Consider the following 11,206-nt stretch of genomic DNA (forward strand, 5'->3'; position numbering starts at 1 on the left):
GGGGCGGGGGACATGGGGAGCACGGCCGGACGCGAGCGGGTCGTACGGATGTCGGTCGAGCAGCCGCTGTGGCGTGCCCTGAGGGGCTACCGCCTGCTCACCATGGTCTACGCGATCGGGCTCTTCGCCTCCGCGTACGAGGTGTACGAGCGTCCCTGGGTCGCCGTCGCCTACTTCGCCGTCATGGCCGTGTGGACCGTGGCGACCCTGCCGCAGGTGTCGGGCGCCCGGCGCTGCACGAAGCGGTTCCTCACCGCCGACCTGGCGATCGCGGTCGCCGGCATCCTGCTGTCGCCGGTCGCGGGCCACGAGCGCGCGGTCACCGGCGGTTCCACGCTGCCGTCGATATGGACGGCGGGCGCGGTCCTCGCCTGGGCGCTCAAGGGCGGCTGGCGCTGGGCGGCCTCCGCGTCCCTGCTCGTCGGCGCCGCCAACGTGATCCAGCGCGGCGGCCTGAGCCGCAGCACCCTGCACAACGTGCTGCTGGTCTGCATCGCCTCCATCGCCATCGGCTACGTCGTCGAGGTGGCCCGCGCCTCCGAGCGCACCCTCGCCCGCGCCCTGGAGATCGAGGCCGCCACCCGGGAGCGGGAACGCCTGGCCCGCGACATCCACGACAACGTCCTCCAGGTCCTCGCCATGGTGCAGCGGCGCGGCAACGCCCTGGGCGGTGAGGCCGCCGAGATCGGCCGGATGGCGGGCGAGCAGGAGGTCGCGCTGCGCACCCTGGTCGCCGGGGGCCTGATGCCGGCGTCCCGCGCCTCGGAGGACGCCGCACAGGGCGCCGTCGTCCGCGCCGTCGACGAACCGGACCGCGCCGGGTTCGCGGACGATGCCGGCGCGGACGACGCGGAACCCCGCGATCTGCGGCCCCTGCTCGCCGGGCACGCGAGCGCGCGGGTCACCTTCGCCGAGCCGGGCGCCCCCGTCCTGATGCCGCCCGCGGCCGCCCGCGAACTGGCCGCCGCCGTCAGCGCCGCCCTGGACAACGTCCGGCGCCACGCGGGGGAGGACGCGCACGCCTGGATTTTGGTCGAGGACGATCCGGACGCGGTGATCGTGACCGTACGGGACGACGGGCCCGGCATCCCGGAGGGCCGGCTCGCCCAGGCCGAGGGCGAGGGCAGGCTCGGCGTGGCCCTGTCCATCCGGGGCCGGCTGCGCGACATCGGCGGCACCGCCGAACTGGTCTCGGTACCCGGCCAGGGCGCCGAGGTCGAGCTGAACGTACCCAAGAAGAAGTGACCGCACGAAGAAGTGACTGCAAGAAATGCACGTCATGGGGGAAGGCAGGACCGGAGCGATGAGCGAACAGCAGACCGACGGCGGACGGGCCGCGATCAAGGTCATGGTGGTCGACGATCACCCGATGTGGCGCGACGCCGTCGCCCGCGACCTGGCCGCGGCCGGTTTCGAGGTCGTCGCCACGGCGGGCGACGGCGAGCAGGCGGTGCGCCGCGCCCGCGCCACGGGCCCCGAGGTCCTCGTCCTCGACCTGAACCTGCCGGCCAAGCCCGGTGTCCAGGTCTGCAAGGAACTCGTCGGCGCCGACCCGGCGTTGCGGGTCCTGGTCCTCTCGGCCAGCGGCGAGCACGCCGACGTGCTGGAGGCGGTCAAGTCCGGCGCCACCGGCTATCTGCTGAAGTCCGCGTCCACCGAGGAACTGGTCGACGCGGTGCGCCGCACGGCCGTCGGCGACCCGGTGTTCACGCCGGGCCTCGCCGGGCTCGTCCTCGGTGAGTACCGGCGCCTCGCCTCCGAGCCCGCCCCGGCGGCCGACACCGACGGGCCGAAGGCGCCCCAGCTCACCGACCGGGAGACCGAGGTGCTGCGACTTGTCGCCAAGGGACTGAGCTACAAGCAGATCGCCGAGCGTCTGGTCATCTCGCACCGCACGGTGCAGAACCATGTGCAGAACACCCTCGGAAAGCTCCAGCTCCACAACCGTGTGGAGCTCGTGCGGTACGCGATCGAGCGCGGCCTCGACGACGCCTGACGCCGCGAGGCGGAGGGGCGCGCGTCGGACAACTTGCGCCTCCCGCCCAGGAATTGACCATCCGTCCCCTCCAGAAGTGACCTGGATCACCATTAGCGTGGCTCGTGAACGGTTCACTTCAGTGGCGAAGGGACTTTTCCATGCGAGCCAGAAAGATCGGAGTACTGACCGGAGGCGGCGACTGCCCCGGGCTCAACGCCGTCATCCGGGGCGTCGTCCGCAAGGGCGTGCAGGAGTACGGCTATGACTTCGTCGGCTTCCGGGACGGCTGGCGCGGTCCTCTCGAGAACGACAGCGTGCGGCTCGACATCCCCGCGGTGCGCGGCATCCTGCCCCGCGGCGGCACCATCCTCGGCTCCTCGCGCACCAACCCCCTCAAGGTGGAGAACGGCATCCGCCGCGTCAAGGAGAACCTCGCCAAGGAGGAGGTCGAGGCCCTCATCGTGATCGGCGGCGAGGACACCCTGGGCGTCGCCGCCCGCCTCGCCGACGAGTACGGCGTCCAGGTCGTCGGCGTACCGAAGACCATCGACAACGACCTCTCCGGCACCGACTACACCTTCGGTTTCAACACGGCCGTCGGCATCGCCACCGAGGCGATCGACCGCCTGCACACCACCGCCGAGTCCCATATGCGCGTCCTGGTCGTCGAGGTCATGGGCCGGCACGCGGGCTGGATCGCCCTGCACTCGGGCCTGGCAGGCGGCGCCAACGTCATCCTCATCCCCGAGCAGCGCTTCGACATCGAGCAGGTCTGCGCCTGGGTCACCTCCCGCTTCACGTCGTCGTACGCGCCGATCGTCGTGGTCGCCGAGGGCGCGATGCCCCGCGACGGCGACCTGGTCCTCAAGGACGAGTCGCTGGACTCCTTCGGGCACGTCCGCCTCTCCGGCGTCGGCGAATGGCTCGCGAAACAGATCGAGAAGCGCACCGGCAAGGAGGCCCGCACCACGGTCCTCGGCCACGTCCAGCGCGGCGGCACCCCCTCGGCCTTCGACCGGTGGCTCGCCACCCGCTTCGGCCTGCACGCGATCGAGGCGGTCCGCGACGGGGACTTCGGCAAGATGGTCGCGCTGCGCGGCACGGACATCGTCCGCGTGCCCATCGCGGAGGCGACGGCCCGCCTGAAGACAGTCGATCCCGCCCTGTACGAGGAGGTGGGGGTCTTCTTCGGCTGAGGCCCCGGGGCGCCGCACCGGACCCCGCTCCCCGAACGCCGGAGGGGCTGGTTCGTCCGGGGTGCCGTCCCATCCGGCCCTACATACACTCGCGCCATGGAGATCCTCGCGTTCGGCGTGCAATCCGACGAGAAGCCCCTCATCGAGAAGGCCTTCGAGGGCCACCACGAGGTCCGCTGCCTGGACGTCTTCCTCAACGAGGACACCGCCCCCATCGCGGCCGGCTACGAGATCATCTCCACCAGCGTCAACGCGACCCTGAACAACCGTGTGCTGCAGAGCCTCGCGGCCGGCGGCACGCAGATGATCGCCCAGCGCTCCACCGGCTTCAACAACATCGACCTGGAGGTCGCCGAGCGCCTCGGGCTCACGGTCGCGCGGGTCTCGTACTACTCGCCGTACTCGGTCGCCGAGTTCGCCTGGACCCTCGCGATGGCCGTCAACCGGCGCATCGTCCGGGCCAGCAACCGCACGCGCGACTTCGACTTCCGCCTCGACGGACTGCTGGGCCGGGACATGCGCGGCCGGACCGTCGGCGTCCTCGGCACCGGCAAGATCGGCGAGGCCTTCACCCGCATCGCCCACGGTTTCGGCATGAACCTGCTCGGCTGGGACGTCGCCGAGAACCCCGACTGCGCAGCCCTCGGCATGAAGTACGTCGACAAGGACCAGCTCTTCGCCGAGGCCGACCTGATCAGCCTGCACGTCCCGCTGATGCCGGCCACCGAGCACATCGTCGACGCCGCCGCCCTGCGCGCGATGAAGGACGACGTGATCCTCATCAACTCCAGCCGCGGCGGCCTCGTCGACACCAAGGCCCTCGTCGCCGAACTGCGCGAGGGCCGCTTCACGGGCGTCGGCCTCGACGTGTACGAGGCCGAGGCGGGCCTGTTCTTCCTCGACAAGTCCCTGGAGATCGTCGACGACGACACCCTGGCCCGCCTCGTCACGTTCCCGAACGTCCTGGTCACCTCGCACCAGGCGTACTACACCGTGGACGCCGTCGGACAGATCATCGACACCACGGTGCGCAACGTCCTGGACTACCGGGCCGGCCGCCGCTCCGAGAACGTGCTGGTCCCGGCGGAAGCGCCGGCACCCTCGGCCAGCTGAGCGAGCAGTTCCCGTACGATCCCGGCGCCGCGCAGCGACAGCACCGACTCCGGATGGAACTGCACCCCGGCGAAACCGGGACCGCGCACGGCGTGCACCTCCCCGTTCGCCGCGTCCCGGCTGACCTCGACGTCGTGCGCGGCCAGTTCCACCGCGGCGTCGTCGTCGCAGCGGGCCACGAAACTGTTGTAGAACCCGACGGTCTCGGGCCGCCCGAACAGCTCGATGCCGGCCTGCGCCCCCTGGTACGGCACGTCCTTGCGGACGATGTCCAGGCCCAGCTCGGCCGCGATCAGCTCGTGCCCGAGGCAGACACCGAGCACGCCGTACGTGTGCCTGCCGATCACCTCGGCCGCCAGCGACCGCAGGAACCGCATCTTCGGATCGGCGAGGTCGGACGGGTCGCCGGGGCCCGGCCCGAGCACGAGGGGCCCCTCGTGCGCGAGAACGGCCTCCCGCAGCCCGTCCTCGTCGTAGCGCCGCACCGACACGTCGAGCCCCGACGAGCGCAGCACGTGCGCCAGCATCGCGGTGAAGGTGTCCTCGCCGTCGACGACCAGCGCGTGCCCGCTCAGCCCGCCGCTGTGCCGGTCGTGGTCCTGCATCCGCAGCCAGAACGGCGCGAGGGCCGCGCGGCGCCCGTCCAGGGCCGCCCGCACGCGCGGGTCGTCGGCCAGCGCGGGCCGCGTGCCCTCCTCGCGCGGGCGGCCGGGGCGTACCCCCAGCGCGGCCAGCACCCCGGCGGCCTTCGCGTGCGTCTCGGCGACCTCGCCCGCCGGGTCCGAGCCGCGGACCAGGGTCGCGCCGACCGGCACCCGCAGGCGCCCGGCCGCGTCGATGTCGGCGGTCCGGATGAGGATGGGGGAGTCCAGGGTCTGCGCGCCGCCCGAGTCCCGGCCGATGAGCGCGAGGGCGCCGGCGTAGTACCCGCGGCCACCCACTTCGTGGCGCTCGATGACCCGGCAGGCGTTCTGCACGGGCGAGCCGGTGACGGTCGCCGCGAACATCGTCTCCTTCAGCACCTCGCGCACATCGAGGCTCGACTTCCCCCTCAACTCGTATTCGGTGTGCGCGAGATGAGCCATTTCCTTCAGCCGCGGCCCGACGACGACACCGCCCATGTCACCGACGGTGCACATCATCTTCAGCTCCTCGTCGACGACCATCGACAGCTCCTCGATCTCCTTTCCGTCGGCGAGGAAGTCCAGCAGGTCGTCGGGGGTGGGCCCGGCGGCGGGATAGCGGTACGTCCCACTGATGGGGTTCATGACGACGGTGCCGCCCGACATCCGCACATGCACCTCGGGGCTCGCGCCGACCAGCGTCCGCCCGCCCGTCTCCCGCCGCCGCCCTTCCGAGGAAGTCCCTTCGGTCCCTTTTTGGTTCCCCGTGTGCACGACGAACGTCCAGTACGCGCCCCGCTCACCGTCGAGCAGCCGCCGGAACAGCGCGAGCGCGTCTCTGCGGGAGAACCCCGGGATCTCGCCCTCGTACGTCCTGCGGATCACGAAGTTCGCGCCCTCGCCCTGCCCGATCTCCTCGCGCAGGACGCGGCCGACGATGTCGGCGTACGCCTCGTCGTCGACGTCGAAGCCACCGCCCCGGACGTCGACGTCATGCCGCGGGAGCTGCTCCAGCGCCTCGGCGAGCGGAATCTCGTACGACTCCTCGGGCGTGAGGACCGCGAGGGGGGTGCCGTCGTCGCGGACGTCGAAGCCGCGCTCCCTGATCTGCCGGAAGGGGACGAGAGCCAGGCCCTCCGGGATGTCCGCGAGCCGTTCGTACGTGCCGACCGGGCCGATCAGGACCTCGACGGTGTCGTGGTCGTGGCCGGGTGCACGGCGGCGCAACAGGGCGAAGGGGCGGTCGTCGGCGAGCAGTGCCGAGAGCTGCATGGTCGGTTCCTCTTCCCGGGATCCCGTGGATCCCGAAGATCAGTCGGAGAGGAACGGCCCGGTCCCGAAAACACTGAAGGCCGCCCCTCGGGCGGCCTTCGCGAAGTCTGGATACGCGCAGTCAGTGGGCCGCCGGATGTGCGGTCCACCACCAGGTGCGGGTCAGAAACTGCGCGAGCATGGGCGCAACCGTACCCGAAGCCCCGGCTCATGCGTGGCGTGCGCCTCTCATCCGTTCCGATCCGTCTCAAAAGATGAGCGGGGGGATGGACGCCCGATCCGAACCCGTAATGTTGGCGAGGTGACCGTGAACGCTAAGACCAGCGCCAGCGCTGGCAACACCTGGCGAGACCTGCCCGCGGCGCAGCAGCCCGAGTACCCCGATGCCGAGGCTCTGCGCGATGTGATCGCGGACCTCGAGTCGTATCCGCCGCTCGTCTTCGCGGGCGAGTGCGACCAGCTGCGCGCCCGACTGGCGGCCGTCGCCAAGGGAGAGGCGTTCCTCCTCCAGGGCGGCGACTGTGCCGAGGCCTTCGACGCCGTCTCCGCAGATCACATCCGGAACAAGCTGAAGACCCTGCTCCAGATGGGCGCCGTGCTCACGTACGCCGCCTCGGTGCCGGTCGTGAAGATCGGCCGGATCGCCGGCCAGTACTCCAAGCCGCGCTCCAAGCCGACCGAGACCCGCGACGGCCTGACGCTGCCGACCTACCGCGGCGACTCCGTCAACGGCTTCGAGTTCACCGAGGCCGCCCGCATCCCGGACCCCGAGCGCCTGAAGCGGATGTACAACGCGTCCGCCTCGACGCTCAACCTGGTGCGCGCCTTCACCACCGGTGGCTACGCCGACCTGCGCCAGGTGCACGCCTGGAACCAGGACTTCGTGAAGTCGTCCCCGTCCGGCCAGCGCTACGAGCAGCTCGCCCGCGAGATCGACAACGCGCTGAACTTCATGCGCGCCTGCGGCACCGACCCGGCCGAGTTCCAGACGGTCGAGTTCTACGCCTCCCACGAGGCGCTGCTGCTCGACTACGAGTCGGCGCTGACCCGGATCGACTCGCGTACGGGCAACCTGTACGACGTCTCGGGCCACATGGTCTGGATCGGCGAGCGCACCCGTCAGCTCGACGGCGCCCACATCGAGTTCGCCTCGAAGATCCGCAACCCGATCGGCATCAAGCTCGGCCCGACGACGACGGCCGAGGAAGCGCTGCAGTACATCGAGCGCCTCGACCCGGACCGCGAGCCGGGCCGGCTGACCTTCATCGTCCGCATGGGCGCCGACAAGGTCCGGGACAAGCTGCCCGAGCTGGTCGAGAAGGTCACCGCCTCCGGCGCGACCGTCGCCTGGATCACCGACCCGATGCACGGCAACACGTACGAGGCGGCCTCGGGCCACAAGACCCGCCGCTTCGACGACGTGCTCGACGAGGTCAAGGGCTTCTTCGAGGTCCACAAGGAGCTCGGCACGCACCCGGGCGGCATCCACGTCGAGCTCACCGGTGACGATGTCACCGAGTGCGTGGGCGGCGGCGACGAGATCTTCGTCGACGACCTGCACCAGCGCTACGAGACGGCCTGCGACCCGCGCCTGAACCGCAGCCAGTCCCTGGACCTGGCGTTCCTGGTGGCGGAGATGTACCGCGACCAGTGACGATCGTCCGCATCGCGGTCGTTCGCATCGCGTGAGTGCCGTGGGGCGCGGATCACAGGGATCCGCGCCCCACGGCACTTTTGTGCTTCAGGCCCGGCGGGTAAGGTTAGGTTAGCCTCACCGATTAATCGGGACGGCAACACCTATGAGTCCCGACCGGGAGGTGAACCCGCGTGTACGTCTGCAACTGCTTCGGTGTGACCGAAGAGCAGGTGAAGCGGCACGCGGAGGGCGGCGCCGGCACTCCCCGCCAGATCGCGTCGGCCTGCAAGGCCGGCACGGACTGCGGCTCATGCGTACGCCGCATCCAGGCGCTGCTCGGGCGGGGATCCTGCCCTCGGCGTGAACCGGGCGAGCGCGTCGAGCAGGTCGCGCGGATCGAGCACGATGAGCAGGGCGATGCCGTGGCCTTCCCGGAAGCCGCCTAGCTGTCCGGCTGTTCGATCTGCTGGGACAGGTAGAGCGCTTCACCGAGCTTCTCGATCAGCTCAAGCTGGGTGTCGAGATAGTCGATGTGGTGCTCCTCGTCCTCCAGGATCTCCTCGAAGATCCGGGCCGACGTCACATCGCCCTTGCCCCGCATGACGTCGATGCCGCGCCTGAGGCGGTCGATCGCCTCGACCTCCACCTGCCGGTCGGCCTGGAACATCTCGGTGACCGTCTGGCCGACCCGTACATGGAAAAGCCGCTGGTAGTTCGGCAGAGCATCGAGAAAGAGGATCCGTTCCGTCAGCTTGTCCGCGTGCTTCATCTCGTCGATGGACTCGGCACGGGTGTACTTCGCGAGCTTGGTCCAGCCATTGTTGTCCTGGATCCGGTAGTGGAGCCAGTACTGATTGATGGCCGTCAGCTCGCCCGTGAGCTGCTCGTTGAGGAATTCGATGACCTCGGGGTCGCCCTGCATCGCAGAGGCTCCTTCCGCGTGGTGGACTCGGCAGGTTTCGCGCATCCTCGCACCGGCGCCGAAACGCGTCCAGTAAGTGCACGCTTAGTACGAGTTGCCCGAATCGTTGAATGGTGGCGGCCCGCCGACACGCGCATGGTCATGGCCAGTGCCCGGGGTCTGTCAGGATGGAGGCATGGGTCATCCGGTGGGTAGCGCGTCTGGGGGAGCAGTGCAGCCGGAGCTACCGCCCGGGCAGCGTCTGCAGCGCGGCTGGCCGGTCACGCACTACGGCCCCGTACCCAAGTTCCGGCCCGAGCGCTGGGAGTTCAGGGTCTTCGGCGCCACCGCCGACGGTGAGAAGCACTGCTGGAACCACGAGGAGTTCTCGGCGCTGCCGTACGCGAGCGTGGTGGGCGATCTGCACTGCGTCACGAAGTTCAGCATGCTCGCCGCCGAGTGGGGCGGCGTGCTCGCCTCCACGATCCTGGAACTGGCGCCGCCGGACCCCGCCGTCACGCACGTGATGGTCTGGGCCGAGTACGGGTTCAGCTCCAATCTGCGGCTGTCCGACTTCACCGCCGACCGCACCGTCTTCGCCACCCACAAGGGCGGCGAACTGCTCACCGCCGAGCACGGGTTCCCGCTGCGCCTCGTCGTGCCCCATCTGTACGCCTGGAAAGGGCCGAAGTGGGTGCGCGGGGTCGAGTACATGACCGCGGACCGGCGGGGGTTCTGGGAGGAGCGCGGGTACCACAATGTGGGTGACCCGTGGCGTGAGCAGCGGTACTCGTATCAGGAAGTGCCCGGGGAAGGGCCCGAGCTCTAGCTCTTCGGCATCGAGGTCCCGGCCCTGCCGGCGTCAGTGGTAGGCGTGCACCACCGCGTGGCCCTTGCCCCGGCCGATCATCCAGCGGTTGACCGGGGTCGTGACGACGAAGGCGATCGCCAGTGACGCGGCCAGTGAGCCCCAGAACAACGCGTCCGAGAGCTGTGCGTCCATCGCGCTCGGCCACAGGACGATGACGCCGTTGTCGATCAGCTCCATCACCGCGATGGACAGTGTGTCCGCGGCGAGCGCGACCCGGAACGCCGTCTTGAAGCCGACGCCGGCCTTCAGGACGCTGCGCAGGGTCAGCGAGTAACCGAAGACGAACGCGAGCACGATCGCCAGGATCGTCGTCGGCAGGTTGCCCCAGGCGAGCGCGGTGCCGATCACCATGCCGAGGATCTCGCCGATGGCGCAGCCCGTGAGGCAGTGCAGTGTTGCCTGGGCGGCTGTGGACCAGGTGACCTTGCCGGGGGTGTGGGTGTGGGTGCCGATACCGGTGGTGGTGTCGTGTGTGGGGTGCTCGTGTTCCATGGTTCCCCCGGTGGGTGGTGACGGGTCCTGTCGTTGCGGGAACCGTATACCCCCATGGGGTATTCCAGAAGGGTTTCAGATCGCGGCCCGGAGCTCTTTGAGGCGGGCGATGTCCGCCGCGTTGCCTTCCTTGCCGCCCGGCGTCTCGATGATCAGCGGGACGTTCTCGGTCGCCGGGTGGCTCATCAGCTCCTGGAAGGGTTCGGCCCCGATGTGGCCCGAGCCGATGTTCTCGTGGCGGTCCTTGTGGGCGCCCACGACGTCCTTGGAGTCGTTGGCGTGGATCAGCTTGAGGCGGCCCTCGCCGATCGTGTCCACGAGGAGGTCGAGGGTCTGCTTCACGCCGCCCGGGCCCGCGAGGTCGTGACCGGCCGCGTAGATGTGGCAGGTGTCCAGGCAGACGCCCAGCTTGGGATGGCGGTCGAGGGCGTCGAAGTACGGGCCGAAGTCCCAGGTGCGCGAGCACAGGGACGCGCCCTGGCCCGCGGTCGACTCCAGGAGGAGGAACGGGTCGTCGTCGTGGGTCAGTTCGTCGAGCAGGGGGAGCAGGTGCTCACGGACCTGGGCGAGGGCCACGGCCCGGTCGCGGCCGCCGGTCGCGGAGCCGGTGTGCACGACGACGCCCAGGGCACCGATGGCGCGGGCGCGGCGCAGGGAGTGCCGCAGCGACTCGACGCTCTTCTCTGCGGTGGCCTCGGTGTGCGAACCGAAGTTGATCAGGTACGGGGCATGGACGTAGGCCGGAATGTTCTCTGCGGCGCAATGGGCGCGGAACCGGTCGTCCTGCTGGGGGTTGCCGGGGGGTGTGGCCCAGCCTCGGGGGTTGGCCACGAAGACCTGTACCGTCTCGGCCTTGACGTCCTCGGCGTAGGAGAGCCCTATGGAGGCGAGGCCGCCGGCGACGGGGATGTGGCCGCCGATGGGGTTGCGGGTGCGGATGTTGCTGTTCACCCGGTCCAGGGTGTCATGGGTCCGGGGGTGTGCCATGAAGGGAGGGTGGCCGTCCGGGCGTGCGTCGGCGGCCATGCGTTTCGCTTCGGTAGGTGTCGGGGTGGGCCCAGTGCCGCTCGGGGTAGGTCCGTGCTCGCCATCTTGATGGCCTCGCCCATTGCTTCGGCCGGCGC

12 protein-coding genes are annotated in these 11,206 nt (G+C 70.1%); 7 read left to right on the top strand and 5 right to left on the bottom strand.

Translation table 11 applies throughout. The features are described from left to right. Nucleotides 1–12: 12 nt before the first annotated feature. From AB0J02_RS14030 to AB0J02_RS14045, 4 genes are all read left to right on the top strand, one after another. Nucleotides 13–1,245, top strand: coding sequence for a DUF5931 domain-containing protein (locus AB0J02_RS14030; protein WP_363193891.1), 1,233 nt, complete (start codon nucleotides 13–15; stop codon nucleotides 1,243–1,245). 58 nt (nucleotides 1,246–1,303) lie between these two features. Next, nucleotides 1,304–1,996 carry a response regulator transcription factor gene (locus AB0J02_RS14035; protein ID WP_363193892.1) on the top strand — a complete coding sequence of 231 codons (693 nt, stop codon included), beginning with the start codon at nucleotides 1,304–1,306 and terminating at the stop codon, nucleotides 1,994–1,996. Nucleotides 1,997–2,136: 140 nt separating this feature from the next. After that, complete coding sequence (locus AB0J02_RS14040) at nucleotides 2,137–3,174, top strand: 6-phosphofructokinase (protein WP_363193893.1); 1,038 nt, start codon at nucleotides 2,137–2,139, stop codon at nucleotides 3,172–3,174. 96 nt (nucleotides 3,175–3,270) lie between these two features. Continuing rightward, nucleotides 3,271–4,287 carry a 2-hydroxyacid dehydrogenase gene (locus AB0J02_RS14045; RefSeq protein WP_363193894.1) on the top strand — a complete coding sequence of 339 codons (1,017 nt, stop codon included), beginning with the start codon at nucleotides 3,271–3,273 and terminating at the stop codon, nucleotides 4,285–4,287. Here AB0J02_RS14045 and AB0J02_RS14050 read toward each other — a convergent pair. Next, a complete protein-coding gene (locus AB0J02_RS14050) occupies nucleotides 4,218–6,182 on the bottom strand; it encodes an anthranilate synthase family protein (protein WP_363193895.1) in 1,965 nt (654 codons plus the stop codon). The two genes, AB0J02_RS14045 and AB0J02_RS14050, sit on opposite strands and share 70 nt — an antisense overlap. 121 nt (nucleotides 6,183–6,303) lie before the next feature. After that, nucleotides 6,304–6,363 (bottom strand): trp operon leader peptide, encoded by a 60-nt coding sequence (locus tag AB0J02_RS14055; protein ID WP_363194239.1) that lies wholly within the window; start codon nucleotides 6,361–6,363, stop codon nucleotides 6,304–6,306. Nucleotides 6,364–6,483: 120 nt separating this feature from the next. On the opposite strand from AB0J02_RS14055, the gene AB0J02_RS14060 reads away from it, so the two are divergent. Continuing rightward, on the top strand, nucleotides 6,484–7,836 hold the full coding sequence (locus AB0J02_RS14060) for a class II 3-deoxy-7-phosphoheptulonate synthase (protein ID WP_363193896.1): 1,353 nt from the start codon (nucleotides 6,484–6,486) through the stop codon (nucleotides 7,834–7,836). A gap of 173 nt (nucleotides 7,837–8,009) precedes the next feature. Further along, complete coding sequence (locus tag AB0J02_RS14065) at nucleotides 8,010–8,264, top strand: (2Fe-2S)-binding protein (protein ID WP_363193897.1); 255 nt, start codon at nucleotides 8,010–8,012, stop codon at nucleotides 8,262–8,264. Here AB0J02_RS14065 and bfr read toward each other — a convergent pair. Next, nucleotides 8,261–8,740, bottom strand: a complete 480-nt coding sequence (gene bfr, locus AB0J02_RS14070; RefSeq protein ID WP_363193898.1) for a bacterioferritin — start codon at nucleotides 8,738–8,740, stop codon at nucleotides 8,261–8,263. The genes AB0J02_RS14065 and bfr overlap by 4 nt on opposite strands. A gap of 175 nt (nucleotides 8,741–8,915) precedes the next feature. Here bfr and AB0J02_RS14075 point away from each other — a divergent pair, with 175 nt between their 5' ends. Next, nucleotides 8,916–9,548 carry a sulfite oxidase-like oxidoreductase gene (locus tag AB0J02_RS14075; RefSeq protein ID WP_363193899.1) on the top strand — a complete coding sequence of 211 codons (633 nt, stop codon included), beginning with the start codon at nucleotides 8,916–8,918 and terminating at the stop codon, nucleotides 9,546–9,548. A gap of 33 nt (nucleotides 9,549–9,581) precedes the next feature. Here the strand turns inward: AB0J02_RS14075 and AB0J02_RS14080 are convergent, their stop codons facing one another. Next, the gene (locus AB0J02_RS14080) at nucleotides 9,582–10,082 is read right to left on the bottom strand and encodes a DUF4396 domain-containing protein (protein ID WP_363193900.1); all 501 of its coding nucleotides are present in this window, start codon (nucleotides 10,080–10,082) and stop codon (nucleotides 9,582–9,584) included. A 75-nt stretch (nucleotides 10,083–10,157) separates the two neighbouring features. Beyond that, the gene (locus AB0J02_RS14085) at nucleotides 10,158–11,069 is read right to left on the bottom strand and encodes a deoxyribonuclease IV (RefSeq protein WP_363193901.1); all 912 of its coding nucleotides are present in this window, start codon (nucleotides 11,067–11,069) and stop codon (nucleotides 10,158–10,160) included. Between the last annotated feature and the right edge of the window lie 137 nt (nucleotides 11,070–11,206).

It is taken from the genome of Streptomyces sp. NPDC050264 (assembly GCF_040655895.1).
GTDB lineage: Bacteria > Actinomycetota > Actinomycetes > Streptomycetales > Streptomycetaceae > Streptomyces.

Bases quoted from the DNA above. Each gene is read 5' to 3' on its own strand.
- AB0J02_RS14075 (WP_363193899.1), top strand. From the start codon at position 8,916: ATGGGTCATCCGGTGGGTAGCGCGTCTGGGGGAGCAGTGCAGCCGGAG.
- bfr (WP_363193898.1), bottom strand. From the start codon at position 8,740: ATGCAGGGCGACCCCGAGGTCATCGAATTCCTCAACGAGCAGCTCACG.
- AB0J02_RS14050 (WP_363193895.1), bottom strand. From the start codon at position 6,182: ATGCAGCTCTCGGCACTGCTCGCCGACGACCGCCCCTTCGCCCTGTTG.
- AB0J02_RS14080 (WP_363193900.1), bottom strand. From the start codon at position 10,082: ATGGAACACGAGCACCCCACACACGACACCACCACCGGTATCGGCACC.
- AB0J02_RS14045 (WP_363193894.1), top strand. From the start codon at position 3,271: ATGGAGATCCTCGCGTTCGGCGTGCAATCCGACGAGAAGCCCCTCATC.
- AB0J02_RS14040 (WP_363193893.1), top strand. From the start codon at position 2,137: ATGCGAGCCAGAAAGATCGGAGTACTGACCGGAGGCGGCGACTGCCCC.
- AB0J02_RS14085 (WP_363193901.1), bottom strand. From the start codon at position 11,069: ATGGCACACCCCCGGACCCATGACACCCTGGACCGGGTGAACAGCAAC.
- AB0J02_RS14030 (WP_363193891.1), top strand. From the start codon at position 13: ATGGGGAGCACGGCCGGACGCGAGCGGGTCGTACGGATGTCGGTCGAG.
- AB0J02_RS14035 (WP_363193892.1), top strand. From the start codon at position 1,304: ATGAGCGAACAGCAGACCGACGGCGGACGGGCCGCGATCAAGGTCATG.